Origin of the sequence: Pseudaquabacterium inlustre (assembly GCF_038066595.1) — a bacterium.
Classification (GTDB): domain Bacteria; phylum Pseudomonadota; class Gammaproteobacteria; order Burkholderiales; family Burkholderiaceae_C; genus Pseudaquabacterium; species Pseudaquabacterium inlustre.
Genome location: NZ_JBBUTH010000001.1, coordinates 244,058 through 268,882, shown reverse-complemented (window position 1 = coordinate 268,882; position 24,825 = coordinate 244,058). Strand labels below are relative to the sequence as shown.

Annotated in this window: 26 protein-coding genes; 18 read left to right on the top strand and 8 right to left on the bottom strand. The window is 70.6% G+C overall.

Going from position 1 to position 24,825, the window contains the following annotated elements; translation table 11 throughout:
• Window positions 1–43 precede the first annotated feature (43 nt).
• Window positions 44–271, top strand: a complete 228-nt coding sequence (locus tag AACH10_RS01310; protein WP_341408543.1) for a DUF6364 family protein — start codon at window positions 44–46, stop codon at window positions 269–271.
• 12 nt (window positions 272–283) lie between these two features.
• The gene (locus AACH10_RS01305; protein WP_341408542.1) at window positions 284–697 is read left to right on the top strand and encodes a PIN domain-containing protein; all 414 of its coding nucleotides are present in this window, start codon (window positions 284–286) and stop codon (window positions 695–697) included.
• 7 nt (window positions 698–704) lie between these two features.
• Here AACH10_RS01305 and AACH10_RS01300 read toward each other — a convergent pair whose 3' ends face one another.
• Window positions 705–2,417 (bottom strand): acetate--CoA ligase, encoded by a 1,713-nt coding sequence (locus tag AACH10_RS01300; protein WP_341408541.1) that lies wholly within the window; start codon window positions 2,415–2,417, stop codon window positions 705–707.
• 155 nt (window positions 2,418–2,572) lie between these two features.
• Here AACH10_RS01300 and AACH10_RS01295 point away from each other — a divergent pair, with 155 nt between their 5' ends.
• Entirely contained in the window at window positions 2,573–3,721 is a 1,149-nt protein-coding gene (locus tag AACH10_RS01295) for an HD-GYP domain-containing protein (protein ID WP_341408540.1), read from the top strand.
• Here AACH10_RS01295 and AACH10_RS01290 read toward each other — a convergent pair.
• Window positions 3,718–4,251 carry a GNAT family N-acetyltransferase gene (locus AACH10_RS01290; protein WP_341408539.1) on the bottom strand — a complete coding sequence of 178 codons (534 nt, stop codon included), beginning with the start codon at window positions 4,249–4,251 and terminating at the stop codon, window positions 3,718–3,720. The genes AACH10_RS01295 and AACH10_RS01290 overlap by 4 nt on opposite strands.
• Window positions 4,252–4,326: 75 nt before the next feature.
• Between AACH10_RS01290 and AACH10_RS01285 the strand changes: the two genes are divergently transcribed.
• On the top strand, window positions 4,327–5,253 hold the full coding sequence (locus AACH10_RS01285) for an alpha/beta fold hydrolase (RefSeq protein ID WP_341408538.1): 927 nt from the start codon (window positions 4,327–4,329) through the stop codon (window positions 5,251–5,253).
• A 69-nt stretch (window positions 5,254–5,322) separates the two neighbouring features.
• Window positions 5,323–6,177 (top strand): sulfurtransferase, encoded by an 855-nt coding sequence (locus AACH10_RS01280; protein WP_341408537.1) that lies wholly within the window; start codon window positions 5,323–5,325, stop codon window positions 6,175–6,177.
• Window positions 6,178–6,184: 7 nt separating this feature from the next.
• Here the strand turns inward: AACH10_RS01280 and AACH10_RS01275 are convergent, their stop codons facing one another.
• The 3 genes from AACH10_RS01275 to AACH10_RS01265 are packed head-to-tail and all read right to left on the bottom strand — an operon-like array spanning window position 6,185 to window position 7,703.
• The gene (locus AACH10_RS01275) at window positions 6,185–6,847 is read right to left on the bottom strand and encodes a hypothetical protein (protein WP_341408536.1); all 663 of its coding nucleotides are present in this window, start codon (window positions 6,845–6,847) and stop codon (window positions 6,185–6,187) included.
• Window positions 6,844–7,110 carry a helix-turn-helix domain-containing protein gene (locus AACH10_RS01270; protein WP_341408535.1) on the bottom strand — a complete coding sequence of 89 codons (267 nt, stop codon included), beginning with the start codon at window positions 7,108–7,110 and terminating at the stop codon, window positions 6,844–6,846. The genes AACH10_RS01275 and AACH10_RS01270 overlap by 4 nt, the downstream gene beginning before the upstream one ends.
• 26 nt (window positions 7,111–7,136) lie before the next feature.
• Complete coding sequence (locus AACH10_RS01265; RefSeq protein ID WP_341408534.1) at window positions 7,137–7,703, bottom strand: DUF2975 domain-containing protein; 567 nt, start codon at window positions 7,701–7,703, stop codon at window positions 7,137–7,139.
• A 220-nt stretch (window positions 7,704–7,923) separates the two neighbouring features.
• On the opposite strand from AACH10_RS01265, the gene AACH10_RS01260 reads away from it, so the two are divergent.
• On the top strand, window positions 7,924–8,985 hold the full coding sequence (locus AACH10_RS01260; protein ID WP_341408533.1) for an aldo/keto reductase: 1,062 nt from the start codon (window positions 7,924–7,926) through the stop codon (window positions 8,983–8,985).
• A 107-nt stretch (window positions 8,986–9,092) separates the two neighbouring features.
• Window positions 9,093–9,584 (top strand): aminoacyl-tRNA deacylase, encoded by a 492-nt coding sequence (locus AACH10_RS01255; protein ID WP_341408532.1) that lies wholly within the window; start codon window positions 9,093–9,095, stop codon window positions 9,582–9,584.
• Window positions 9,585–9,654: 70 nt separating this feature from the next.
• On the opposite strand, the gene AACH10_RS01250 is transcribed toward AACH10_RS01255, so the two are convergent.
• The 3 genes from AACH10_RS01250 to AACH10_RS01240 all read right to left on the bottom strand — a co-directional run bounded on the left by AACH10_RS01250 (window position 9,655) and on the right by AACH10_RS01240 (window position 12,457).
• Window positions 9,655–9,996: a hypothetical protein gene (locus AACH10_RS01250; protein WP_341408531.1), complete on the bottom strand. Its 342-nt coding sequence runs from the start codon at window positions 9,994–9,996 to the stop codon at window positions 9,655–9,657.
• A gap of 93 nt (window positions 9,997–10,089) precedes the next feature.
• Window positions 10,090–11,478: a DUF3422 domain-containing protein gene (locus AACH10_RS01245; protein ID WP_341408530.1), complete on the bottom strand. Its 1,389-nt coding sequence runs from the start codon at window positions 11,476–11,478 to the stop codon at window positions 10,090–10,092.
• Between the two features lie 46 nt (window positions 11,479–11,524).
• Window positions 11,525–12,457 carry a LysR family transcriptional regulator gene (locus tag AACH10_RS01240; protein WP_341408529.1) on the bottom strand — a complete coding sequence of 311 codons (933 nt, stop codon included), beginning with the start codon at window positions 12,455–12,457 and terminating at the stop codon, window positions 11,525–11,527.
• A 133-nt stretch (window positions 12,458–12,590) separates the two neighbouring features.
• Here AACH10_RS01240 and AACH10_RS01235 point away from each other — a divergent pair, with 133 nt between their 5' ends.
• The 11 genes from AACH10_RS01235 to rpe all read left to right on the top strand — a co-directional run bounded on the left by AACH10_RS01235 (window position 12,591) and on the right by rpe (window position 24,730).
• Window positions 12,591–14,087, top strand: coding sequence for a form I ribulose bisphosphate carboxylase large subunit (locus tag AACH10_RS01235; protein ID WP_341408528.1), 1,497 nt, complete (start codon window positions 12,591–12,593; stop codon window positions 14,085–14,087).
• A 339-nt stretch (window positions 14,088–14,426) separates the two neighbouring features.
• Window positions 14,427–14,870, top strand: coding sequence for a ribulose bisphosphate carboxylase small subunit (locus AACH10_RS01230; protein ID WP_341408527.1), 444 nt, complete (start codon window positions 14,427–14,429; stop codon window positions 14,868–14,870).
• 37 nt (window positions 14,871–14,907) lie between these two features.
• A complete protein-coding gene (gene cbbX / locus AACH10_RS01225; RefSeq protein WP_341408526.1) occupies window positions 14,908–15,864 on the top strand; it encodes a CbbX protein in 957 nt (318 codons plus the stop codon).
• 28 nt (window positions 15,865–15,892) lie between these two features.
• Window positions 15,893–16,972 (top strand): class 1 fructose-bisphosphatase, encoded by a 1,080-nt coding sequence (locus AACH10_RS01220; RefSeq protein WP_341408525.1) that lies wholly within the window; start codon window positions 15,893–15,895, stop codon window positions 16,970–16,972.
• Window positions 16,973–16,998: 26 nt separating this feature from the next.
• Entirely contained in the window at window positions 16,999–17,886 is an 888-nt protein-coding gene (locus AACH10_RS01215) for a phosphoribulokinase (protein WP_341408524.1), read from the top strand.
• A 31-nt stretch (window positions 17,887–17,917) separates the two neighbouring features.
• Complete coding sequence (tkt, locus tag AACH10_RS01210; RefSeq protein WP_341408523.1) at window positions 17,918–19,993, top strand: transketolase; 2,076 nt, start codon at window positions 17,918–17,920, stop codon at window positions 19,991–19,993.
• Window positions 19,990–20,661: an HAD-IA family hydrolase gene (locus tag AACH10_RS01205; RefSeq protein ID WP_341408522.1), complete on the top strand. Its 672-nt coding sequence runs from the start codon at window positions 19,990–19,992 to the stop codon at window positions 20,659–20,661. Before tkt ends, AACH10_RS01205 begins: the two co-directional genes overlap by 4 nt.
• 30 nt (window positions 20,662–20,691) lie before the next feature.
• Entirely contained in the window at window positions 20,692–21,723 is a 1,032-nt protein-coding gene (gene gap, locus AACH10_RS01200; RefSeq protein ID WP_341408521.1) for a type I glyceraldehyde-3-phosphate dehydrogenase, read from the top strand.
• Window positions 21,720–22,913, top strand: a complete 1,194-nt coding sequence (locus AACH10_RS01195) for a phosphoglycerate kinase (protein WP_341408520.1) — start codon at window positions 21,720–21,722, stop codon at window positions 22,911–22,913. Before gap ends, AACH10_RS01195 begins: the two co-directional genes overlap by 4 nt.
• 27 nt (window positions 22,914–22,940) lie before the next feature.
• Window positions 22,941–24,008: a class II fructose-bisphosphate aldolase gene (gene fba, locus AACH10_RS01190; RefSeq protein WP_341408519.1), complete on the top strand. Its 1,068-nt coding sequence runs from the start codon at window positions 22,941–22,943 to the stop codon at window positions 24,006–24,008.
• A complete protein-coding gene (gene rpe / locus AACH10_RS01185; RefSeq protein WP_341408518.1) occupies window positions 24,008–24,730 on the top strand; it encodes a ribulose-phosphate 3-epimerase in 723 nt (240 codons plus the stop codon). Before fba ends, rpe begins: the two co-directional genes overlap by 1 nt.
• Window positions 24,731–24,825 lie beyond the last annotated feature (95 nt).

The window sequence follows — 24,825 nt, the reverse complement described above, 5'->3', positions numbered from 1 at the left end:
GGTTACCGTGCACACATAATATGTGTGTACATTGAGGGCTGCCATGAACATCACCCTGTCCGTCGACGAGCAACTGGCCGACCGTGCCCGCCAGGCCGCCCAGGCGATGGGCAAGAGCCTGAACCAGGCCGTGCGGGACTACCTCGAGCAATTGGCTGGCGCGCAGCAACGCGAGGCCGAAGTGGCCAGCTTCGAGGCGTCGGCCCAGCAGACGCCTGGCCGGCTAGGCGGCTGGCGCTTCGATCGCGACGAGGCCAATGAGCGGCGCTGACCGCCAGCTCTCATGCGCAGCTTCATCGACACCAACGTGCTGGTCTACGCCGATGCCGGTGATGAGCCGGCCAAGCAGACCCGCGCGCTGGCCCTGATCTGCGAGTTGCGCCTGGCCGGCGAGGGCCTGCTGTCCACCCAGGTGCTGCAGGAATTCGCCAATGTGGCGCTGCGCAAACTGGGCCTGCCGCCGGCGCTGGTGCGCGAGAGGCTGGCCTTCTACGCCGGCTTCGAGGTGGTGCCGACCACGCCGGACCTGATCCAGGCCGCGCTGGACTTGCATGTCACCCACGGGTTGTCGTTCTACGACGCGCTGATCGCGCAGGCGGCCATGGTCAGCGGCTGCGCCCGCCTGTGCAGCGAGGACTTCCAGGCCGGCCGGCGCCTGGGCAAATTGCTGGTCGAGAACCCCTTCGCCTCTGCCTGAGCCAGGTTCAGCGGCCGGCTGTTGCCGCCCGCGCGCGATCTTCTTCCTGCAGCCGCAGCACCCGCCGCTGCACCTTGCCGGTGGTGGTCATCGGCAGCGCGTCGATGAACTCGATCTCCTTCGGGTATTCATACGGCGCCAGCCGGCCTTTCACGTGCTGCTGCAGCGCCTCGACCAGGCCAGTGTCGCCGCTGAAGCCCGGCGACAGCACCACATAGGCCTTGACCACGGCGCCGCGCGCGGCGTCGGGCTTGGGCACCACGGCGGCGTTGGCCACGGCCGGGTGCTTGACCAGGCAGTTCTCCACCTCGCTGGGGCCGATGCGGTAGCCGGCGGCCTTGAACACGTCGTCGCTGCGGCCCTGGTACCAGAGGTAGCCGTCGGCATCCATCACGGCGGTGTCGCCGGTGCGGCACCATGAATCGGCCGGGTCGCCGGTGAACTTGGCGGCGGTGGCCTGCGGATTGTTCCAGTAGCCCAGGAAGAACACCGGGTCGGGCTGGCCATGCACGTCCAGCCGGTGCACGGCCACGTCGCCGGGCGTGCCGCGCGGGCATTCGCGGCCGTCGTCATCGATCACCGCCACGCGGTGTCCGGGGTAGGCGCGGCCCATGCTGCCGGGCTTGGCGGGCCAGCCGGGGGCGAGGCGGCCCTGGGCATCGAGGCTGCGGGTGCAGTTGCCGACGATGTAGTTGATCTCGGTCTGGCCGAACATCTCGTTGACCGTGACGCCCAGCGCCTGCTGGCACCAGGCGAACACCGCGTCGCCCACCGCCTCGCCGGCGCTCATCACCGCGCGCAGCCGCAGCCTGAAGCGTTGCCTGGGTTCCGGCACGGCCTTCATCATGGCCTTCAGCGCGGTGGGGAACAGGAAGCTGTGGGTCACCTTGTACTCGGCCATCAGCGCCAGCGCGCGCTCGGGGTCGAAGCGGCCCTGGTACGCGACGATGGGCCGGCCGAAGTACAGCGTGGGCAGCAGCGCGTCCATCAGGCCGCCGGTCCAGGCCCAGTCGGCCGGGCTCCAGAACACCGCGTCGTCCTGCGGAAAGAAGTTCTGGCTGCAGACGAAGCCCGACAGGTTGCCGATCAGCGCCCGGTGCGGGATCAGCGCGCCCTTGGGCGGGCCGGTGGTGCCGCTGGTGTAGATCAGCACCGCGGGGTCGTCGGCGCCGGTCACGACCGGGTCGTGGCGGTCGGGCTCGGCGGCCAGCGCCGGGGCCCAGTCCATGTCGCCCTGGCCGGTGGCCTGGCCCACCGCGATCACGCAGGCCAGCGCGGGGCAGGCCGGCCGCGCGGCGCGCAGGTTGGCGATGGCGCTTTCGTCGACGATGGCTGCCCGCGCGCCGCTGTCGCGCAGCCGGTACTCCAGCGCCTCGGGGCCGAACAGCATCGACAGCGGCATGGCCACCGCGCCCAGCTGGTACACGGCCATGTGCGCCACGGCAGTTTCCACGCGCTGCGGCATCACGATGGCCACGCGGTCGCCGCGCGCCACGCCGCGCCGTGCCAGGGCATGGGCCAGGCGGTTGGCCTGGCGCTGCAGCTGGCCGTAGCTGAGGCTGCCGCGCTCGCCGTTCTCACGCTGCCAGCGGATGGCCACCGCGCGCGGCGTGCGCCGGGCCCAGCGGCCGCAGCAGGCCTCGGCGATGTTGAACTGCGCCGGCACCTGCCAGCGGAAGCTGGCGTGCAGGGCGGCATGGCGGTCGGTGGGCGCACTCATGGCCTGCCATTGTGGTGGAGTTGACCCTTTCACTTTTTGCGGATTTCACCTGCAACCGATTGAGGGTTCCCCTCAAGTCCCGCTGGCCTGACCCGATAACGCCCCCAAGCAGGTCACTTCTATCAGTTCTGATAGTCCTCACAGCGAGCCGTCCCATGCAGTCCACCGCTCCCGCCACCGTGCAGTTTTCCCCGTTGTCGCAGTTCAAGCATCGCGTGGCGATCGCAGCGTCGCTGCCGTTCAACGTGTACGACGCCGACCGCACGCTGCTGCTGGCGCGCGGCCAGCTGGTCGAGAACTACGAACAGATGTGCGCGCTGTTCGAGCGGGGCGCGCTGGTGGACATCGCCGAGCTGGCCGACCCCGCCGCCGAGGCGCGGCGTGCCAAGCCGCACGAACTGCCCGGCCTGTGGAACCGCAGCCTGTACCACCTGGGCGAGACGCTGCGCCACGCCGCCGGTGACGAGGCCTTCGTCGACGCGCTGGACGCCGCCACACCCACCGTGGTGACGCTGATCGAGCGCGACCGCGACCTGGCCATCTTCCAGGTGCTGCGCCAGGAGGGCAACGCGATGGCGCAGTACGGCGTGAACCGCTCGATGCACGCGGCCATCACCGCGCTGCTGGTGGCCCAGCGCCTGGGCTGGGCGGCCGACGATGCGCAGCGCGCCTTCAAGGTGGCGCTGACGATGAACATCTCGATGCTGGAGCTGCAGGGCGAACTGGCCCAGCAGAGCACGCCGCTGACCGACGAGCAGCGCGACGCGATCCGCGCCCACCCCGATTTCAGCCGCCTGATGCTCGAGCTCAGCGGCGTGAGCGATGCCGAGTGGCTGCGCGCCGTGGCCGAGCACCACGAGGTGCCCGATGGCAGCGGCTACCCCAGCGGCGCGCGCAGCATCTGCGACACCGCCGACCTGGTGCGCCGCGCCGACATCTACACCGCCAAGCTCAGCCCGCGCGGCAGCCGCCAGGCCATGGCCGCCGACCAGGCCGGACGGCAGATGTTCATGCAGGACCCCGGCCACCCGATGACCGCCGCGCTGGTCAAGGAGTTCGGCGTCTACCCGCCGGGTTGCTATGTGCGCCTGGTGTCGGGCGAGTGCGGCCTGGTGGTGCGCCGCGGCCCCACCGTCACCACGCCGGTGGTGGCGGTGATGAGCACGCCCAGCGGCACACCGCTGCGCCAGCCCTTGCGTCGCGACACCTCGATCAAGGGCTATGCCATCCAGGCCGTGATCAGCGGACAGATGCTGCAGTCGGGCATCTCGCCCGAGATGCTGGTGATGCTGGCGGCGGGCTAAATCTTCCGTTCAAAGCCCTGCAGTGCCTCGCCCGCCACGCGGCAGATGCGCCAGTCGGGCATCACCGTGGCGCCCATCTTCTCGTAGAAGCCGATGGCGTTGACGTTCCAGTCGAGCACGCTCCATTCGAAGCGGCCATAGCCACGCGCCACCGCCAGTGCACCCAGGTGCTGCAGCAGCGCACGGCCGATGCCCAGCCCGCGCTGCGCCGGCTGCACGTACAGGTCTTCCAGGTACAGGCCCGGCCTGGCCAGGAAGGTGGAGAAGTTGGTGAAGAACAGGGCGAAGGCCACCACCCGCGGCACTTCGCCAGCCGTTGCGCCCGCCGTCGCGCCGGGCACTTCGGCCACCACGCTTTCCACCACCGGCCGCTCGCCGAACAGGTGCGGGTGCAGGGTCTCGGGCGTCACCTGCAGCAGATGCGTGAGCGATTCGAACTCGGCCAGCTCGGTGATCAGGCCCACGATGGCGGGCACGTCGCGCGGCTCGGCCGGGCGCAGGGTGAAGGCGTGGGCGGGTTCGAGGCTCATGCGGGCCATTCTGGCATCGGGGCCTGTCGGCGCAGCGACAGCCGCCGGCCCGGCCGCCGCCTACAGTGCGCGCCGATGAGCCCCGCCCCCAGCCCCACGCCCTACCAGGCCTTGCGCCATGCCCGCAGCCGCTTCGTGCCGGTGCGCGGGCTGCAGATCCACCTGCTGCAATGGGGCGAGCCGCAGCCCGGCGTGCCGCTGCGCGTGATGGCCCATGGCTTCATGGACGTGGGGGCCTCGTTCCAGTTCGTCGTCGATGCGCTGCATGCGCTGGGTGACGAGGCCTGCGTGATCGCACCCGACTGGCGCGGCTTCGGCCGCACGCTGCCACCGCCCGGCACCGATGCCTACTGGTTCCCCGACTATGTGGGCGATCTGGACGGCTTGCTCGATGCGCTGTCATCCGACGTGCCGGTGGACCTGATTGGCCACAGCATGGGCGGCAACGTGGCCATGACCTATGCCGGCGTGCGCCCGCAGCGCATCCGCCGCCTGGTGAACCTGGAAGGCTTCGGCCTGCCCGACCTGCCGCCCGCGCAGGCGCCCGGCCGGCTGGCGCAGTGGCTGGACGAGCTGAAGACGCCGCAACGCCTGAAGCCCTATGCCAGCCTGGCCGACGTGGCGCAGCGCCTGCGCCAGAACAACCCGCGCCTGCCGGCCGACCGCGCCGAATGGCTGGCCGCGCACTGGGCCGAGCGCCAGCCCGACGGCCAGTGGCAGCTGCGGGCCGATGCCGCGCACCGCCGCGTCAACCCGGTGCCCTATCGCGCGGCCGATGCCATGGCCACCTGGGCGGCCATCACCGCGCCCACGCTGTGGGTGCAGGGCGGCGAATCCACGCCCGAGAAGTTCTGGAACGGCCGCTACACGCTGGCCGAGTTCCGTCAACGCCTGGCCCAGGTGCGCGACGTGCGCGAATGTCTGCTGCCCGGTGCCGGCCACATGCTGCACCATGACCAGCCGCAGGCCCTGGCGGCCGCGATGGCCGACTTCCTGCGGTAATACGCGGCGCCGGAGGGTGGTTGGGCGATGATGGCGGGCATCACACCGCCGCGGGAGCCGCTTGTCGCCATGTCCACCTCGCCCCTGATTTCCGCCGCTGAACTGCAGGCCCGGCTGGCTGCCGGCACGCCCGTGCAGATCGTCGACTGCAGCTTCGACCTGGCCGATCCCGCCGCCGGCGAGCGGCTGCACCAGCAGGCCCGCCTGCCGGGCGCCATCCGCCTGCACCTGGACCGCGACCTGTCCAGCGCCAAGACCGGCCGCAACGGCCGCCACCCGCTGCCCACACGCGAGACCTTTGCCGCCACGCTGGCGGCGCGCGGGCTGCGCGACGACCTGCCGATCGTGGCCTACGACCAGGCCGGCGCCATGTACGCCGCGCGCGCCTGGTGGATGCTGCGCTGGCTGGGCCATGCCGACGTGCAGGTGCTCGATGGTGGCATCGGCGCCTGGCAGGCGGCCGGTGGCGCGCTGAACAGCGGCCCGGCCCGCACGCTGGCGGCGCAACCCGCGTTCGCGCTGCGCGAGCCGCTGCAGGCCACGCTGGATTACGCCACCTTGCGCGCCAGTCTGGGCACGCCGGGCCGGCTGATCGTCGATGCCCGCGCGGCCGACCGCTTCCGCGGCGAGAACGAGACGCTCGATCCCGTGGGTGGCCACATTCCCGGTGCGTTGAACCGCTTCTTCCGGCTGAACCTGGGCGCCGACGGCTGCTTCAAGCCAGCCGACACGCTGCGCGCCGAATGGCAGGCGCTGCTGGCCGGCCACACGCCCGATGCGCTGGTGATGCAGTGCGGCTCCGGCGTCACGGCCTGCCACAACCTGCTGGCGCTGCAGGCGGCCGGCCTGGCCGGCGCCACGCTCTATCCCGGGTCGTGGAGCGAGTGGTGCGCCCAGCCGGATGCGGTGGTGGCCACCGGCTGAAGCCGCCTCAGCAACTGCCCACCAGCGAGGGCCGCGGTGCGCTGCTGTCGGCCGGCAGGATCTGGCCGGCGCGGCTGGGCTGCACCTGCACGCAGCCGTTGCCGCGCCGCAGCTCGAAGCCATCGCCCCGGCGCACGGTGCGCAGCGTGGTGTCGGTGCCCAATGCGCGCGCCATGCGTTCGTCGCCATTCAACGGCGGGCTGTGCACGCGCGGGTCGTCACGCGCCCAGCCGGAGGGCAGCGGGGCCGAGGCCGGGCGCGCAGGCAGCGCCAGGTTCAAGGGGGCCGAGGCGGATGGCGTGGCCGGTGTCGCGGCGGTGGTGGTCGTGGTGGTGGCAGTGGCGGTGGGGCTGGCGGATGCGGCCGCTGCAGCCGTCGGCACGGGCAGGGTGATGGCCTGGGCCGCCACCTCGCGATCAGGCCGCGTGCGCAGCGCCGGTGGCTCCGGGATCGCGGCCCGCAGCGCGGCCGGCGACGGGCGAACCGGCGCGGGCGCTGGTGGCTCGGGTCGGGCTGCCGGCGGCGAGATCCACACATGCACCGGCCCCGGGCGGGTGGGTGTGGCGGGTGTGGCGGGTGGGCGCCGCAGCGCCAGGTGCAGGCTCAGCCCCAGGCCCAGGTGCAGGGCCAGCACCAGCAGGCCCAGCGCGCGGTGGCGGGGCGGCTTCACGCGTGGTCGGGCTCCGGGTCGGGCTCGGGGCCGGACGCCGGCTCGGCAGCGTCCTGCGGCCCAGGCTCCCAGCCCAGCAGATCACCCGGCTGGCACTGCAGCACCGCGCAGATGCGCGCCAGCGTGTCGAAGCGCACGCCGCGCACCTTGCCGCTCTTGAGCAGCGACAGGTTCTGCTCGGTGATGCCGATGCGCTCGGCCAGCTCGCGCGAGCGCATCTTGCGCCGCGCCAGCATCACGTCCAGGTGCACGACGATGGGCATGCGTCAGCTCCGAGCGGCGGGCCGCGTCACACGAAGCCGGCGTTGTCTTCGGCCAGCGCGGCGGCATGGTCCATCACCGCGGCGATGGTCAGCAGCACCGCGCCGACCAGCATCTGCGCGTAGTCGGACAGGTCGATGCTCAGCACCAGCAGCTTCTGCCCAGGCGGGTTGCCGACGGTGAGGGCCAGCGCCACGGCGGTGCGCAGCAACGGGCCCGCCAGGCCCAGCGCCAGCAGGCCGCGGGCAAAGCCGCGCAGGTGGCCCAGCGCGGCACGGCTGAACACCTGGCCGCGGGCGTATTCACCGAACAGCTGCCACAGCCGCCACAGCGTCCACAGCACCAGGGCCAGCACCGGCAGCGAAGCCGCGGCACCCCAGGCACGGGCGCGGTCGTCGATGGTGAAGCGGGTGTCGGCGGCCAGACCGGTGAGCTGCGGCGCCACGGCGCGCAGCCAGTCGTCGGAGGTCCACAGCACCAGCGTCAACAAGGGCGCCGCCACGGCGCCCAGCAGCACCAGCGCCCGCACCGTGCCCACGCGCCAGCGCAAGGCATCGGTCGGGAAGACCGGCGTCACCACAGGATTGAGTTTCACGTCAGGCATGATGAAATTACTGTAAAACAATAAACATTGATCGTCCAGCGAGATGCATGCGCAGGTCTGTGGATGGCCCGCCCGCGAGGGGCACGGACCGAGCTTGCGTCGCCGCCGCGACGGCCGCCACCGTGGCATGCGGCACACTGCGCGGCGCAGCCTTCCTGGTGCATCCGCCGCGGCGCGTGCACCGATCCACGACAACCCTTCGGGCTCTTCCATGGACTTCACGCAACTCGGCGGCAGCGATCTGCGCGTCACCCAGATCTGCCTCGGCACCATGACCTTCGGCGAGCAGGTCGACGAGGCCACCGCCTTCACCATCCTCGACCGCGCACGCGAGCGCGGCATCAATTTCATCGATACCGCCGAGATGTACGCCGTGCCGGCGCGGCGCGAGACCTTTGGCGCCACCGAGACCATCCTCGGCCGCTGGTTCGACGCCCGCCCCGGGGCGCGCCAGAAGCTGGTGCTGGCCACCAAGGTGGCCGGTCCGTCGCGTGGCATGCCCTGGATCCGCGACGGCGCCGCCGACCTGAAGCCCGAGCACATCGTGGCCGCCTGCGACGACAGCCTGAAGCGCCTGCGCACCGAGGTGATCGACCTCTACCAGATCCACTGGCCGAACCGCAACGCGCCGGCCTTCGGCGCGATCTACTTCGACCCGTCCAAGGACCGCGAATTCACGTCCATCCACGACCAGCTGCAGGCCCTGGCCGGCCTGGTGAAGGCGGGCAAGGTGCGCCACATCGGCCTGTCGAACGAGACGCCGTGGGGCTTGATGGAATTTCTGCGCCTGGCCGAGCAGCATGGCCTGCCGCGCGTGGCCACCGTGCAGAACCCCTATGCGCTGGTGAACCGCTCGCTCGACAACGGTCTGGACGAGGTGCTGCACCGCACCGGCGTGGGCCTGCTGGCCTACTCGCCGCTGGGCTTCGGGGCGCTGACCGGCAAGTACGACGGCCCGGGCTTCGACCCCGCGCAGCCGCAGCTGGGCCGGCTGGCCAAATTCGAAAGCATGCGCGCGCAGCGCTGGGCGCGAGCCGACACGCTGACCGCCGCCCGCCGCTACAACGCCCTGGCGCGCGAGCACGGCCTGACACCCACGCAGCTGGCGCTGGCCTTCTGCTACCGCAGCTGGCGCGTGGCCAGCACCATCATCGGCGTGACCAGCGTGGCCCAGCTCGACGAGTGCCTGGACGCCTGGAACGTGCAGCTGTCCCCCGAGTTGCTGGCCGCTGTCGACAAGATCCGCTGGGAACTCCGCGACCCCGCGCAGTGAATGAAGCACCCGGCCCCGCGGTGACGCGGGGCCACCCGCCGGGCGGGTCGGCCGGCCGGCTTCGGGCGGCCGGGCGCTCGTCCGGCTCCTCCGTTTGGGAGCGCCACGTGGCGAAGAAGGACAAACACGTCAGCGAGACCCCGGCCACCGCGTTGCTGCGCCAGGCCGGGGTGGATTTCACCGAGCATGTCTACGACTACGTGGACCACGGCGGCACGGCCGAATCGGCCAAGCAGCTGGGCTGGCCCGAGCATGCGGTGGTGAAGACGCTGGTGATGAAGAACGAACGCAGCGAGCCGCTGATCATCCTGATGCACGGCGACAAGCAGGTGAGCACCAAGAACCTGGCGCGGGCGATCGGCGCCAAGGGCGTGGAGCCCTGCAAGCCCGAGGAGGCGCAGCGCCACAGCGGCTACCTGGTCGGCGGCACCTCGCCCTTCGGCTTCAAGCGCGCCGGCGTGCCGGTGTACGTGGAGGCCAGCGTGATGGCGCTCGAGCGCATCCTGATCAACGGTGGCCGGCGCGGCTACCTGGTGGGTCTGGCGCCCGCGGTGCTGGCCCAGGTGCTGGGGGCCCAGCCGGTCAGCTGCGCCATCTGAGCGGCAGAAACGACCAGGGGCGCCGCAGCGCCCCTGTCGGTACCGGGCCGTGACCGGCCTGGGGGGATGATCAGCGCGTCAGGGCCTTGAAGGCCACCGGCTGCAGCGGGCTGGCGGCGAGGCTGCCGCCCAGCAGCGTGGCCTGGGCCACCGTGGCGCCGGTGGCCGCAGCACCGTCGGCCTTGACGCGCAGCGGCAGCGGCTCGGCTGCGGGCGGTTGCGCGGCATGGGCCGGCTGCTGCGCGGGCAGGGCGCCGGGCTGCGGCTGCGCAGCCTGTTCGACCTGGGCCGTGGACGCCGGGGCCGGGCGCTGGGCACCCGACCACCACGTGGTCACCACCACCACGGCCAGCGTGGCGAGGTTGGCTGCCCAGGGCAGACCGGACCGGCGGGGTGTCGAAATACTTTCCATGTAGGGCAGTATCGATCCGTTACATGGCAGGCTCAAGGCGCGCGCAGCCCGTGAGCAGGGGGTGGCACCACCCATTCGCGGGGGCCGTTCCGGTCATTCGAGGTGCTTGCGTAACTTCTGCACGAACCACGCGACGCCGGCCACGATGGGCAGGGCCGCCAGGCCCACCACCAGGTCGGGCTGCAGGTGCAGCGGCTCCAGCACCGGCAGCACCTTGGCGGCCTTGGCCAGGTAGCCCACCAGGCCCAGCGCGTAGTAGCTGATGGCCACCACCGACAGGCCTTCCACCGTCTGCTGCAGCTGCAGCTGCTGCTTCTGGCGTGTGGCGAGCGCGCGCAGCAGCTCCTGGTTGCCCTCTTCACGCCGCACCTCGATGCGCACGCGCGCCAGGCTGGTGGCGCGGTTGATGCGCTCAGCGATGTCGGTCAGCCGACCATCGGTGCTTTCGCACAGCGCCATGGCCGGCGTGAACCGGCGCGACAGGAAGCCCGAGAGCGTCTGCACGCCGGGGATGCGCTGCTCGCGCAGATCGGCCAGGCGGCGCTCGACGATGCGGTGGTAGGCCCGCGTGGCCGAGAAGCGGTAGCGCGTGCGCGCCGTGCTGTGCTCCACCTCGGCGGCCAGGCGGGTGAGGGTCTCGAAGGCCTGCGTGTCGTCGGCGCTGCGGTCGTTGGCCATGGCGTCCACGGTGCCCTGCAGCGTGCGCTCCAGTTCGCCCAGCAGCGCGGCCTCCTGCTGCGCGACCGGGAAGCCCATCATCGCCAGCATGCGGTAGGCCTCGATCTCACCCAGGCGCTGGGCCTCGCGCGCGGCCTGGTCGAGCGGCAGGCCGAAGTCCAGCAGCACGAAGCGCGTGAAGCCGTCGGTGCCCAGGCGCAGGTGGGTGAGCAGGGCGCCGCGCTGGCCATCACCGATCCAGGCGCCGGCCAGCGTGGCGGCATCGTCCTGGCCGCCGCCGGCCTGGGCCTTCAGCAAGGCCTGGCAGCGGCCCAGCATGGCCTCGTGCTCGCGGGCGTCGATCAGCAGCACATGGCTGGCGGCCACCAGGCGGCCGGCGCCCTCGCCCGACAGCAGGGCCACGAAGGCGTCGGGCAGCACCGGCAGCGCGCTGGCGCTCTGCAGCAGGGCCGACAGCGTGGCGTCGTCGGGCTCGTTTCCGGCCGCCGCGATGTCGGGCAGCGGGCGGTTGAGCTGGAAGCTCACGAACTCGCCATGCCGCTCCAGCTTCAGCGCGAAGCCGGGCGCGTGCAGCACATGGTGGCGCGCGTCGGGTGCCGGTGGCGTGCTGCCGCAGGCCAGGCACAGCGTGGCCAGCGCGGCCTCGGCCCGCTCGGCGCTCATGCCGGCATGCACCCACGACGACACCACGCAGGTGGGCCGTGTGGGCAGGGCGGGGCGGGCGTGCAGCTCCTGGTGCAGGGCCAGCAGATCGCGTGGCGGAAAGGGCACGCCGTGCGAGGTGGTGCTCGGGTCGGTGGTCATGGGCGGGGCTCGGAGGTGGGAAATTGGGTCGTGCCGGTCGGTGGTCTCACAGCACCTGCGGCGCGTCGTCGCCGAACATCGCGGCCAGCCGGGCCTCGCCGTGTTCGAGCACGAAATAGCGCAACGCTTCAGCGGCGGGCGAGAGCAGCTTGGCGGCGGTGTTGACCACATGCCAGCGGCGCATCAGCGGCAGGCCTTCGACGGCCGGCGCGGCCACCAGGCCGTTGCGCCATTCCAGGCCGATGGTGTGCAGCGACACCAGCGCCACGCCCAGGCCGGCCATCACGGCCTGCTTGATGGCCTCGGTGGAGTCGATTTCCATCACCACCATGGGCTTGAGGTGGTGGGTGTCGAGGTATTCCTCCAGCGCCGCGCGGGTGCCCGAGCCGGCCTCGCGCACGATGAAGGGCTCACGCGCCAGCGCGGCGGCGGGCACGGTCTCCAGCGCGGTGAAGGGGTGCTCGGGCGCCGTGATCAGCACATGCGGGTGCATGGCGAAGGGCTCGGCGCGGTTCGGAAACTCCTTGGGCGGGCGGCCCATGATGGCCAAGTCCACCTCGTTGGCGGCCATCATCGCGGCCAGCTGCTCGCGGTTGCCCAGCTTGAGCCGCACCTCCACGGCCGGGTGCTCGCGGTGGAACTCGGCCAGCAGCGCCGGCAGGAAGTACTTGGCCGAGCTGACCATGCCCACGGTCAGCAGGCCGGTCTCGATGCGCGTGAAGCGCGCCATCGCGTCCTCGGCCTCCTTCAGCGTGGCCAGCAGGCGCCGGGCGTAGACCAGGAAGTACTCGCCCGCCGTCGACAGGACGAGCTTGCGGCTGCCGCGGTCGAACAGCGGCATGCCGACCTGGCCCTCCAACTCCTTGACCGCCATCGACACCGCCGGCGACGTGAGGTGCAGCGCCTCGGCCGCACGCTGCACGCTGCCGCTGCGGGCGACCTCGGCAAACACGCGCAACTGACGGAAGGTGATGTTCATGACCAGGGATCTAGGGTTCACCCTGATTTAAGCAAAAGCTGAAGTCAAAGGCAAGCAAGTTTGACTGGTGCTTATCCATTCCGGTTTTTAGAGTGCGTTCCAACGCACCCCCACTGCCCACCGGAGACACCCGATGAACGCACCGAACACCGCTGCCACGCTGGCGCCCGCCGCCGCCGAGGGCCAGATCACCGACCAGAAAAAGCGCTACAGCGCCGGCGTGCTGAAGTACCGCCAGATGGGCTACTGGGACGCCGACTACGCGCCCAAGGACACCGACACGCTGTGCCTGTTCCGCATCACGCCGCAGGAGGGGGTGGACCCGATCGAGGCCGCGGCGGCCGTGGCCGGTGAGAGCAGCACCGCCACCTGGACGGTGGTGTGGACCGACCGCCTGACCGCCTGCGACAGCTACCGCGCCAAGGCCTACAAGGTGGAAGCCGTGCCCGGCCGGCCCGGCGAGTACTTCGCCTGGGTGGCCTACGACATCATCCTGTTCGAAGAGGGCTCGATCGCCAACATCACGGCCAGCCTGATCGGCAACGTGTTCAGCTTCAAGCCGCTGAAGGCGGCCCGGCTGGAAGACATCCGCATGCCGGTGGCCTTGGTGAAGACCTTCCGCGGTCCGCCCACCGGCCTGGTGGTGGAGCGCGAGCGCCTGGACAAGTTCGGCCGCCCGCTGCTGGGCGCGACCACCAAGCCGAAGCTGGGGCTCTCCGGTCGCAACTACGGCCGTGTGATCTACGAAGGGCTGAAGGGTGGCCTGGACTTCATGAAGGACGACGAGAACATCAACTCGCAGCCCTTCATGCACTGGCGTGACCGCTTCCTGTACGTGATGGAAGGCGTCAACAAGGCCAGCGCCGCCACCGGTGAGGTCAAGGGCAGCTACCTGAACGTGACCGGCGCGACGATGGAAGACATCTACGAGCGCGCCGAGTTCGCCAAGGAACTGGGCAGCGTGGTGATCATGGTCGACCTGATCATCGGCTGGAGCGCGATCCAGAGCATTGCCAACTGGGCGCGCAAGAACGACATGATCGTTCACATGCACCGCGCCGGCCACGGCACCTACACGCGGCAGAAGAATCACGGCGTGAGCTTCCGCGTGATGGCCAAATGGCTGCGCCTGGCGGGCGTGGACCATCTGCACACGGGCACGGCAGTCGGCAAGCTCGAAGGCGATCCGATGACGGTGCAGGGCTACTACAACGTGTGCCGAGACAGCTACACGAAGCAGGACCTGTCCCGCGGCCTGTTCTTCGACCAGGACTGGGCGGACCTGCGCAAGGTGATGCCGGTGGCCTCGGGCGGCATCCATGCCGGCCAAATGCACCAGCTGATCGACCTGTTCGGCGACGACGTGATCCTGCAGTTCGGCGGCGGCACCATCGGCCACCCGGCGGGCATCCAGGCGGGTGCGGTGGCCAACCGTGTGGCCTTGGAGTGCATGGTGAAGGCGCGCAATGAGGGCCGTGACATTGCATCCGAAGGTCCGGAGATTCTTCAAGCCGCTGCGCGCTTCTGCACGCCGCTGAAGCAGGCGTTGGAGACGTGGAAGGACGTGTCCTTCAACTATGCGAGCACGGATACCAGCGACTTTGCGGTGACCCCTGCGGTTGCTGCTTGAGATTGCTCTTCTGCTTGCGATGACCTGCGCTTGAGCGGGCCGCCAGGGGGCTTCCCGCCGCTCATGTCCCCCGCCGAACGCCTTCGGCATTCGGCTCCTCCTTTACTTCGCTCTGGGAAGCCCCCTGCCGTCCCGCTCCGGCACCACCGTGGCATGCCCTCGGCGTGCGGGGATGGTGCTGCACAGGTGGATGGGGTGGCGTGCGGAGCGAAGTAAAGGGGGAGCCGCCGGCCTATGGCCGGCGGCAGAGGACATGAGCGGAGTACGCCACCCCAGCCGCCTGTGACTCGTGCAGACATCAGCAAGCAATAACGAATTCCTGAACAGGAGAACCCAACCATGATGACCAACCCCACCGGCCGCCTCACCCAGGGCCAGTTCAGCTTCCTGCCCGATCTCACGAACGAAGAGATCGCGGCCCAGATCCAGTACGGCCTGAACAAGGGCTACGCCTGGAGCGTGGAATACACCGACGACCCGCATCCCCGCAACACGTACTGGGAGATGTACGGCATGCCCATGTTCGACCTGCAGGACGCCGCCGGTGTGCTGCAGGAGATGAACGCGTGCCGCGCCGCGTTTCCGCGCCACTACATCCGCCTGATGGCCTTCGATTCGACCCGCGGCGTCGAGTCGATCACGATGAGCTTCATCGTCAACCGCCCGGCGGTGGAGCCCGGCTTCGGCCTGGCGCGCCAGGAAGTGGCCGGCCGCACGATGCGCACCACCGTGCACTCGTACGCCACCGACCGCCCCGAGGCCGAGCGCTACACCGGCGTCTGAGCGTCCACATCACGGCTGCATCGAGGCGACGAGCACCATGGGCGCACCGCTGTATTCCATCCCAGGCACCACCGTGCCTGCGGCCACGACTCCGGCGCCGGCCGATGCGCCTGCTGTCGCGCCAGCCCCCCGCACCGTGGCCGAGGTCATGGCCGGCAGCCAGGTGCAGGCCGTGCTGGATGAACTGGACACCGAGCTCGTCGGCCTGGCGCCGGTCAAGGCCCGCATCCGCGACATCGCCGCGCTGCTGGTGATCGACCGGCTGCGGCTGGGACAGGGCTTGACGACGACCTCGCCCACGCTGCACATGGCCTTCACCGGCCGCCCCGGCACCGGCAAGACCACCGTGGCGCTGCGCATGGCCACGCTGCTGCACCGCCTGGGCTATGTGCGGCGCGACCACCTGGTGGCCGTGACCCGTGACGATCTGGTGGGCAGCTACATCGGCCACACCGGGCCCAAGACCCGCGAGGTGCTGAAAAAGGCCATGGGCGGCGTGCTGTTCATCGACGAGGCCTACACGCTGTATCGCCCCGAGAACGAGCGCGACTACGGCCAGGAGGCCATCGAGATCCTGTTGCAGACCATGGAGAACCAGCGCGACGACCTGGTGGTGATCCTGGCCGGCTACGGCAACCGCATGGACACCTTCTTCCACAGCAACCCCGGCCTGCGCTCGCGCATCGCGCACCACCTCGACTTTCCGGACTACAGCCCGCCTGAGCTGCTGCAGATCGCGCTGCGCCTGCTGCACGGCCAGCACTACCGCTTCGATGCGGCGGCCGAGGGCGCGTTCGCCGAGTACATCGCGCGCCGCATCACGCAGCCGCACTTTGCCAATGCGCGCAGCGTGCGCAACGCGCTCGACCGCGCGCGGCTGCGCCAGGCCTCGCGCCTGTTCGCCGATGCCGAGCGCGTGCTCGACCGCGATGCACTGACCACGATCACCGCCGACGACATCCGCGCCAGCCGGGTGTTCGCCGCATCCACCTGACACCCCCCTGAAGTTCCAAGGATTTCCCATGCACCTCGGACGCACCACGCTGTCGAAGTTTTTGATCCAGCAGTTGCACGACATGCCCGATGCCAGCGACCTGGGCGCGCTGCTGGTCGATGTGGCCGCCGCCGTCAAGGCCATTGCCGCGATGACCGCCAAGGGCGCGCTCGGCGCCTACTTGGGCGCCATCGACAACGAGAACGTGCAGGGCGAGCAGCAGAAGAAGCTCGACGTGCTGGCCGACGAGGCCATCGTACGCAGCTGCGAGTGGGGCGGCCTGCTGGCCGGCCTGGCCAGCGAGGAGCACGAGCACCCGCTGCCCATCCCCGCGGAGTTCTCGCGCGGCCGCTACCTGCTGGTCTACGACCCGCTGGACGGCTCGTCGAACACCGACGTCAACGCCTCGGTGGGCAGCATCTTCTCGGTGCTGCGCCACGACGGCGAGGCCGCGCCCGCCGAGGCCGACTACCTGCAGCCCGGCAGCCGCCAGGTGGCCGCGGGCTATGCCATCTACGGCCCGGCCACGATGCTGGTGCTGACCGTGGGCCGCGGCACGCACGGCTTCACGCTGGACCGCGAGATCGGCAACTTCATCCTCACGCATCCGGATCTGACCATCCCCGAGGACAGCAGCGAGTTCGCGATCAACACCAGCAACGCGCGCTTCTGGGAGCCGCCGGTGGCGCGCTACATCGCCGAATGCCAGGCCGGCCGCGCGGGCGAGCGCGGGCGCGACTTCAACACCCGCTGGATCGCCTGCATGGTGGCCGACACCCACCGCATCCTGATGCGCGGCGGCGTCTACCTCTACCCGCGCGACACCAAGGATCCGACGAAGGCCGGCCGCCTGCGCCTGATGTACGAGGCCAACCCGATGGCCTGGCTGGTGGAGCAGGCCGGCGGCAGCGCCAGCACCGGCCGCGCCCGCATCATGGATCTGGCCCCCGACGGCCTGCACCAGCGCGTGCCGCTGATCCTGGGCTCGCGCCACGAGGTCGAGCGCATCGAGCGCTACCACGCCGAGCACGACCGCGGCACCGACCAGCCCTTCGAGTCACCGCTGTTCAACGAGCGCTCGCTGTACCGGGCGCAGCAGCCGGCCTGAGCCCCTTCATCAAATCAGGAGCAAACATGTCTCAGAGGCACCCGATCATCGCGATCACCGGCAGCAGCGGCGCAGGCACCACCACGGTGATGAAGAGCTTCGCCCACATCTTCCGCCGCGAGGGCATCCAGGCCCAGGTGGTCGAGGGCGATTCCTTCCACCGCTTTGACCGCCAGGCCATGCGCGAGCGTGTGCGCGCGGCCGATGCCGGCGAGGGCCCGCGCATCAGCCACTTCGGCCCCGAAAGCAACCTGCTGGCCGAGCTGGACGCCACGTTCGCGCGTTACGGTGAGACCGGCGGCGGCCAGGTGCGCAAGTACATCCACGATGCCGACGAGGCCAAGGCGCTGGGCGGCGAGCCCGGCACCTTCACGCCCTGGGTGGACATGGCGCCGGGCAGCGACCTGCTGTTCTACGAGGGCCTGCACGGTGGCTACGTGGGCCAGGGCGAGCATGCCGGCGTGGACGTGGCGCGCCATGTGGATCTGCTGGTTGGCGTGGTGCCCATCATCAATCTGGAGTGGATCCAGAAGCTGCACCGCGACCAGACGCTGCGCGGCTACAGCCAGGAGGCGGTGGTGGACACCATCCTGCGCCGCATGCCCGATTACGTGAACCACCTGTGCCCGCAGTTCAGCCGCACGCATGTCAACTTCCAGCGCGTGCCCACGGTGGACACCAGCAATCCGTTCATCGCCAAGGACATCCCCACGGCCGATGAGTCGATGGTGGTGATCCGCTTCGCCAAGCCGCGCGGCATCGACTTCCCGTACCTGATGTCGATGCTGCACGGCTCGTGGATGACGCGGCCCAACTCCATCGTGGTGCCGGGCGGCAAGATGGGCCTGGCCATGCAGCTGATCTTCACGCCGATGATCCTGCGGCTGATGGATCTCAAGCGCAAGGCGCAGTGAACGCGCCGCCCGGACACCGAGGAGACCCATCATGAACGCCCCCGAACACCTGCCGGCCGCCACGGGCGCCGACATCCCGCAGCTGCGCCGCATGGCCAATGCGCTGCGCGTGCTGGCCGCCGATGCCGTGCAGCAGGCCAACAGCGGCCACCCCGGCGCACCGCTGGGCATGGCCGATTTCGCCACCGTGCTGTGGCACCGCCACCTGAAGCACGACCCGGCCGATCCGCGCTGGCCCGACCGCGACCGCTTCGTCCTCAGCAACGGCCATGCGTCGATGCTGCTCTACGGCCTGCTGCACCTGACGGGCTATGACCTGCCCATCGAGGAGCTCCAGCGCTTCCGCCAGCTGGGCAGCCGCACGCCCGGCCATCCCGAGGTGGGCCACACGCCCGGCGTCGAGACCACCACCGGCCCGCTGGGTCAGGGCCTGGCCAATGCCGTGGGCATGGCGCTGGCCGAGAGCCTGCTGGCGGCCGAGTTCAACCGCGACGGCTTCGCCATCGTCGACCACCTGACCTGGGTGGCGCTGGGCGATGGCTGCCTGATGGAAGGCATCAGCCAGGAGGCCCTCTCGCTGGCCGGCACGCTGGGCTTGGGCAAGCTGATCGCGCTGTACGACGACAACGGCATCAGCATCGACGGCCAGGTGGGCGAGTGGTTCGCCGACGACACGCCGGCGCGCTTTCGCGCCTGCGGCTGGGACGTCATCGGTCCGCTGGACGGGCATGACCTGGCCGCGCTGGATGCCGCCATCGGCCACGCCGCGGCGCAGGCGCGCCGGCCCGGTGCCAAGCCCACACTGATCGTCTGCCGCACCACCATCGGCAAGGGTGCCATCGGCCACGAGGGCACGGCGGATGTGCACGGTGCGCCGCTGGGCGCGGCCGGCATCGCCGCGCTGCGGGCGGCGCTGGACTGGACCGCCGCACCCTTCGAGGTGCCTGCGGCCCTGCGCCAGGCCTGGGATGCGCGCGACACCGGTGGCCAGCGCCATGCGCAATGGCAGGCGCTTTTCGCGGCCTATGCCGATGCCCACCCGACACTGGCGGCCGAGTTCCGCCGCCGCCAGCAGGGCGCGCTGCCCCTGGACTACGAGCACCATGCCGCCGCCGCCGTGCAGGCGCTGGCCGAGGCCAATGCCAAGCCCATCGCCACGCGCCGCGCCTCGCAGCTGGCACTCGACGCACTGGCGCCCGGCCTGCCCGAACTGCTGGGCGGATCGGCCGACCTGACCGGCAGCAACCTCACCGACTTCAAGGGCCACCGCAAGGCCGGCCCCGGCCGCGCCGGCAACTACCTCAGCTGGGGCGTGCGCGAGTTCGGCATGGCCGCGGCGCTGAACGGCATGGCGCTGCACGGCGGCTTCATCCCGTACGGCGGCACCTTCCTGACCTTCAGCGACTACAGCCGCAACGCCATCCGCATGGCCGCGCTGATGGGCCAGCGCGTGGTGCAGGTGTTCACGCACGACTCCATCGGCGTCGGCGAGGACGGCCCCACGCACCAGCCCATCGAGCACATCGCCTCGCTGCGCCTGATCCCCGGCCTGGATGTGTGGCGCCCGGCCGATGGCGTGGAGACCGCCGTGGCCTGGACCGAGGCGCTGGCCCGCGGTGACGGCCCCAGCGCGCTGATCCTGTCGCGACAGGCGCTGCCGCAGGCCGCCACGCCGGCCCAGCGCGCCGACATCGCCCGCGGCGGCTATGTGCTGCGCGACGCGCCGGCCGGACAGCGACCGAAGGCGGTGATCCTGGCCACCGGCAGCGAGGTGGCCCTGGCCCTCGAAGCCCAGCGCCGCCTGATGGACGAGGAGGGCCTGGCCGTGCGCGTGGTGTCCATGCCCTGCACGCAGCGCTTCGACGCCCAGGGCGAGGGCTGGTGCGACACCGTGCTGCCGCCCACGCTGCCGGTGGTGGCGGTGGAGGCCGGCCACCCCGACGGCTGGCGCCGCTACACCGGCCGCGCCGGTGCGGTGCTGGGCATCGCCAGCTTCGGCGCCTCGGCGCCCGGGCCGCAGCTGATGGCGCACTTCGGCTTCACGGCAGAACGCGTGATGGCGGCCGTGCGCCAGCGCGTGGCCATTGCCGAGCGGGTCGCCGCATGAAGGTCATCCTGTTTGATCTCGACGGCACGCTGATCGACACCGCGCCCGAGCTCGGCGATGCGCTGAACCTCACGCTGCGCCGTGCCGATCTGCCGCCGGTGGATGCCGACCTGGTGCGTGGCTGGATCGGTGATGGCGCGCGGGCGCTGCTGGCCAAGGCGCTCAGCCATGCCGGCGCGCCACCAGCCAAGGCGCTGAGCGCATGGAACGAGTTCGCCTGGGACTATGCCGACCGCTGCGGCACCAACAGCCGCGTGTTCGACGGCGTGCGTCCGCTGCTGGCGCGGCTGCGCGCCCAAGGCTTTCGCCTAGCGGTGCTGACCAACAAGGAGGCCGGCTTCGCGCACCGTCTGCTGGCGCGGCATGACCTGGCCGAGGCCTTCGACCTGGTGGTGGCAGGCGACACGCTCAACGTCAAGAAGCCGCACCCCGGCGTGGTGCAGCACGCGCTCACGGCCTTGCAGGCCGAACCGCACGAGGCCTTGCTGGTGGGCGATTCGCTGACCGACCTGCGCACCGCGCGCGCCGCCGGCATCGGCGTGTGGCTGGTGCGCCATGGCTACCCGCAGGCCGAGCTGCCCGCCACCGGCCCCGACGCGCCCGACGGCTTCATCGCGCACTTCGACGACTTCCATCCCCAGGCCGCGCCACGCATGGCCATCGCCTGATCCCTTTCTCATTCTCCTTCGAGCAGTTCCATGACTCTTCGCATCGGCATCAACGGCTTCGGCCGCATCGGGCGCATGGTGTTCCGCGCCGCCATCGCCAACTTCTCGGACATCCAGGTGGTCGGCATCAACGACCTGCTGGAGCCCGACTACCTGGCCTACATGCTGACCTACGACAGCGTGCACGGCCGCTTCAAGGGCGAGGTCTCGGTCGACGGCAGCAACCTGATCGTCAACGGCCAGAAGATCCGCCTGACCGCGGTGAAGAACCCGGCCGAGCTGGCCTGGGGCGACGTGGGCGCCGACCTCGTGGTCGAGTCCACCGGCCTGTTCCTGACCAAGGAAACCGCCGAAGCCCACCTGAAGGCCGGCGCCAAGAAGGTCATCATGTCGGCCCCCAGCAAGGACGACACGCCGATGTTCGTCTACGGCGTCAACGACAAGACCTACGCCGGCCAGACCATCATCAGCAACGCCAGCTGCACCACCAACTGCCTGGCCCCGGTGGCCAAGGTGCTGAACGACAGCTTCGGCATCCGGCGCGGCCTGATGACCACCGTGCACGCCGCCACCGCCACGCAGAAGACCGTGGACGGCCCCAGCAACAAGGACTGGCGCGGTGGCCGCGGCATTCTGGAGAACATCATCCCCAGCAGCACCGGCGCCGCCAAGGCCGTGGGCGTGGTGATCCCCGAGCTGAACAAGAAGCTGACCGGCATGGCCTTCCGCGTGCCCACCAGCGACGTGTCGGTGGTCGACCTGACCGTCGAGCTGGACCAGGAAGCCAGCTATGCCGAGATCTGCGCGGCCATGAAGGCGGCCAGTCAAGGCGCGATGAAGGGCGTGCTGGGCTACACCGAGGACAAGGTGGTGGCCACCGACTTCCGCGGCGAGAGCTGCACCTCGGTGTTCGACGCCGAAGCCGGCATCGCGCTCGACAAGACTTTCGTGAAGGTGGTGTCCTGGTACGACAACGAGTGGGGCTACTCGAACAAGGTGCTGGAGATGGCGCGCGTGATCGGCGCCGACCTGGGCACCACCAACAGCGGAGCCGAGCGATGAAGCTGCTGCACCTGGCCGATGTGCTGGCCTCGGGCTTTGCCAGCGGCAAGCGCGTGTTCATCCGCGCTGACCTGAACGTGCCGCAGGATGCCCAGGGCCGCATCACCGAGGACACCCGCATCCGCGCCGCGGTGCCCGGCATCCAGATGGCGCTGAAGGCCGGCGCCGCGGTGATGGTCACCAGCCACCTGGGCCGGCCCACCGAGGGCCAACTGCGGCCCGAGGACTCGCTGGCGCCCGTGGCGCAGCGCCTGGGTGAACTGCTGGGCTGCGAGGTACCGCTGCTGACGAACTGGCTGGATGGCGTGGCCGTGCAACCCGGCCAGCTGGTGATGCTGGAGAACTGCCGCGTCAACCCCGGCGAGAAGAAGAACGACGAGGCGCTGGCCCGCCGCATGGCCGCGCTGTGCGACCTGTATGTCAACGACGCCTTCGGCACGGCGCACCGCGCCGAGGCCAGCACGCACGGCATTGCGCGCTTTGCACCCATCGCCTGCGCCGGACCGCTGCTGGCGGCCGAGGTGGAGGGCATCACGCGGGCGCTGCAGGCACCGAAGCGCCCGCTGGTGGCCATCGTGGCCGGCAGCAAGGTGAGCACCAAGCTCAGCATCCTGCGCAACCTGGCCGAAAAGGTCGATGGCCTGATCGTCGGTGGCGGCATCGCCAACACCTTCATGCTGGCCGCCGGCCTACCCATCGGCAAGAGCCTGGCCGAGCCGGAGCTGCTGGACGAGGCGCGTGCGGTGATGGCGGCCATGAAGGCCCGCGGCGCCGAGGTGCCCATTCCCGAGGATGTGGTCTGCGCCAAGACCTTCGCTGCCGACGCGGTGGCCACGATCAAGCCCGCCGCCGAGGTGGCCGACGATGACCTGATCCTCGACATCGGCCCGCGCACCGCGGCCCGCCTGGCCGAGCGCCTGCAGGCCGCCGGCACCATCGTCTGGAACGGCCCCGTCGGCGTGTTCGAGTTCGAGGCCTTCAGCCAGGGCACGGCCACCATCGCCCGCGCCATCGCCGCCAGCCCGGCCTACAGCCTGGCCGGTGGCGGCGACACGCTGGCGGCCATCGCCCAGTACGGCATCGCCGGCCAGGTGGACACCATCTCCACCGGCGGCGGCGCCTTCCTCGAACTGCTCGAAGGCAAGACGCTGCCGGCCCTGGTCGTGCTCAGCGAGCGTGCCTCCCACTGACATCGCCATTCATCAAGGAGACCTGCCATGCCCCTGATCTCGCTGCGCCAATTGCTCGACCACGCCGCCGAGCACGACTACGGTGTGCCCGCCTTCAACGTCAACAACATGGAGCAGATCCAGGCCATCCTGCAGGCGGCCGAGGCCTGCGGTGCGCCGGTGATCCTGCAGGCCAGTGCCGGTGCGCGCAAATACGCCGGCGAGCCCTTCCTGCGCAAGATGGTCGAGGCGGTGCTGGAGCAGTACCCGCAGCTGCCGGTGTGCCTGCACCAGGACCACGGTGCCTCGCCGGCCGTGTGCCAGCAGGCCATCCGCTCGGGCTTTTCCAGCGTGATGATGGACGGCAGCCTGCTGGAAGACCAGAAGACGCCTGCCAGCTACGACCACAACCTGGCCGTCACCGCCCGCGTGGTGGAAATGAGCCACGCGGTGGGCGTCAGCGTCGAGGGTGAACTGGGCTGCCTGGGCAGCCTGGAGACCGGCCAGGCCGGCGAGGAAGACGGCGTGGGCGCCGAAGGCACGCTCGATCACAGCCAACTGCTGACCGACCCCGACCAGGCCGCCGATTTCGTGGCCGCCACCGGCGTCGATGCGCTGGCGATCGCGATCGGCACCAGCCACGGCGCCTACAAGTTCACCCGCCAGCCTACTGGCGACATCCTGGCCATCGAGCGCATCGCGGCCATCCATGCCGCCATCCCGAACACCCACCTGGTGATGCACGGCAGCTCCAGCGTGCCGCAGGAGTGGCTGGCCACCATCCGCCGCTTCGGGGGCGACATCCGCGAGACCTACGGCGTGCCGGTGGAGGAGATCGTGCGCGGCATCCGCTCGGGCGTGCGCAAGGTCAACATCGACACCGACATCCGCCTGGCCATGACCGGCGCGATGCGCCAGCTGATGGCCGAGAAGCCGGAGGAGTTCGACCCGCGCGCCTTCTTCAAGGCCGCCACCGCGGCGGCGCGCGGCATCTGCATGGCGCGTTTCGAGGCCTTTGGCTGCGCCGGCCAGGCCAGCCGCATCCAGGTGCTGCCGCTGGCGGCCATGGCGCAGCGCTACGACGGCGAGCGCGCGGCGCTGAAGCAGGCGGCCTGATGCGCACGCCGCCCGACGCACGCCAGCCCACCGTCATCGCGCCTAGCCTGCTGTCGGCCGACTTCGCCCGCCTGGGCGAGGCCGTCTCGGGCGTGCTGGCCGCCGGGGCCGACTGGATCCATGTGGACGTGATGGACAACCACTACGTGCCCAACCTCACCCTCGGACCCATGGTGTGCGAGGCGATCAAGCCCCATGCCGGCCAGGCCATGCTGGATGTGCACCTGATGGTCGAGCCGGTGGATGCGCTGATCCCGATGTTCGCCCAGGCCGGCGCCGGCCTGATCAGCGTGCACCCCGAGGCCACGCGCCACCTGCACCGCACGCTGGCGCTGATCCGCGACTGCGGTTGCCAGGCCGGCCTGGTGTTCAACCCGGCCACGCCGCTGGCCTGGCTGGACGACGTGATGGACCAGCTGGACCTGGTGATGCTGATGAGCGTGAACCCCGGTTTCGGGGGCCAGCGCTTCATCCCATCCACCTTGCCCAAGCTGCGGCAGGTGCGGGCGCGGCTGGATGCGTATGCCGCCACCAGCGGCCGTGCGCTGCGGCTGGAGGTGGACGGCGGCGTCAAGCCCGGCAACATCGGCGCCATCGCCGCGGCCGGCGCCGACACCTTCGTGGCCGGCTCGGCGGTGTTCGGCAGCGCCGATTGGTCGGCCAGCATCGCGTCGCTGCGGGCTGGGGCCGTGGCGGCGCTCGGCGCAACAGGCGGGGCTTAGGCGGCCTGCTCGGGCGATTGCCGCAGGCGGGCGGCCGGTAGGCTCTGTCTGCTGCTTTCTGGCAGCCGGCCTGAAGTCCTGGGGCAAGGCTGCCG

Excerpts from the sequence above, each read along its gene's own strand:
- AACH10_RS01310 (WP_341408543.1), top strand. The coding sequence starts at position 44 with ATGAACATCACCCTGTCCGTCGACGAGCAACTGGCCGACCGTGCCCGC.
- AACH10_RS01305 (WP_341408542.1), top strand. The coding sequence starts at position 284 with ATGCGCAGCTTCATCGACACCAACGTGCTGGTCTACGCCGATGCCGGT.
- AACH10_RS01300 (WP_341408541.1), bottom strand. The coding sequence starts at position 2,417 with ATGAGTGCGCCCACCGACCGCCATGCCGCCCTGCACGCCAGCTTCCGC.
- AACH10_RS01295 (WP_341408540.1), top strand. The coding sequence starts at position 2,573 with ATGCAGTCCACCGCTCCCGCCACCGTGCAGTTTTCCCCGTTGTCGCAG.
- AACH10_RS01290 (WP_341408539.1), bottom strand. The coding sequence starts at position 4,251 with ATGAGCCTCGAACCCGCCCACGCCTTCACCCTGCGCCCGGCCGAGCCG.
- AACH10_RS01285 (WP_341408538.1), top strand. The coding sequence starts at position 4,327 with ATGAGCCCCGCCCCCAGCCCCACGCCCTACCAGGCCTTGCGCCATGCC.
- AACH10_RS01280 (WP_341408537.1), top strand. The coding sequence starts at position 5,323 with ATGTCCACCTCGCCCCTGATTTCCGCCGCTGAACTGCAGGCCCGGCTG.
- AACH10_RS01270 (WP_341408535.1), bottom strand. The coding sequence starts at position 7,110 with ATGCCCATCGTCGTGCACCTGGACGTGATGCTGGCGCGGCGCAAGATG.
- AACH10_RS01260 (WP_341408533.1), top strand. The coding sequence starts at position 7,924 with ATGGACTTCACGCAACTCGGCGGCAGCGATCTGCGCGTCACCCAGATC.
- AACH10_RS01250 (WP_341408531.1), bottom strand. The coding sequence starts at position 9,996 with ATGGAAAGTATTTCGACACCCCGCCGGTCCGGTCTGCCCTGGGCAGCC.
- AACH10_RS01245 (WP_341408530.1), bottom strand. The coding sequence starts at position 11,478 with ATGACCACCGACCCGAGCACCACCTCGCACGGCGTGCCCTTTCCGCCA.
- AACH10_RS01240 (WP_341408529.1), bottom strand. The coding sequence starts at position 12,457 with ATGAACATCACCTTCCGTCAGTTGCGCGTGTTTGCCGAGGTCGCCCGC.
- AACH10_RS01235 (WP_341408528.1), top strand. The coding sequence starts at position 12,591 with ATGAACGCACCGAACACCGCTGCCACGCTGGCGCCCGCCGCCGCCGAG.
- AACH10_RS01230 (WP_341408527.1), top strand. The coding sequence starts at position 14,427 with ATGATGACCAACCCCACCGGCCGCCTCACCCAGGGCCAGTTCAGCTTC.
- cbbX (WP_341408526.1), top strand. The coding sequence starts at position 14,908 with ATGGGCGCACCGCTGTATTCCATCCCAGGCACCACCGTGCCTGCGGCC.
- AACH10_RS01220 (WP_341408525.1), top strand. The coding sequence starts at position 15,893 with ATGCACCTCGGACGCACCACGCTGTCGAAGTTTTTGATCCAGCAGTTG.
- AACH10_RS01215 (WP_341408524.1), top strand. The coding sequence starts at position 16,999 with ATGTCTCAGAGGCACCCGATCATCGCGATCACCGGCAGCAGCGGCGCA.
- tkt (WP_341408523.1), top strand. The coding sequence starts at position 17,918 with ATGAACGCCCCCGAACACCTGCCGGCCGCCACGGGCGCCGACATCCCG.
- AACH10_RS01205 (WP_341408522.1), top strand. The coding sequence starts at position 19,990 with ATGAAGGTCATCCTGTTTGATCTCGACGGCACGCTGATCGACACCGCG.
- gap (WP_341408521.1), top strand. The coding sequence starts at position 20,692 with ATGACTCTTCGCATCGGCATCAACGGCTTCGGCCGCATCGGGCGCATG.
- AACH10_RS01195 (WP_341408520.1), top strand. The coding sequence starts at position 21,720 with ATGAAGCTGCTGCACCTGGCCGATGTGCTGGCCTCGGGCTTTGCCAGC.
- fba (WP_341408519.1), top strand. The coding sequence starts at position 22,941 with ATGCCCCTGATCTCGCTGCGCCAATTGCTCGACCACGCCGCCGAGCAC.
- rpe (WP_341408518.1), top strand. The coding sequence starts at position 24,008 with ATGCGCACGCCGCCCGACGCACGCCAGCCCACCGTCATCGCGCCTAGC.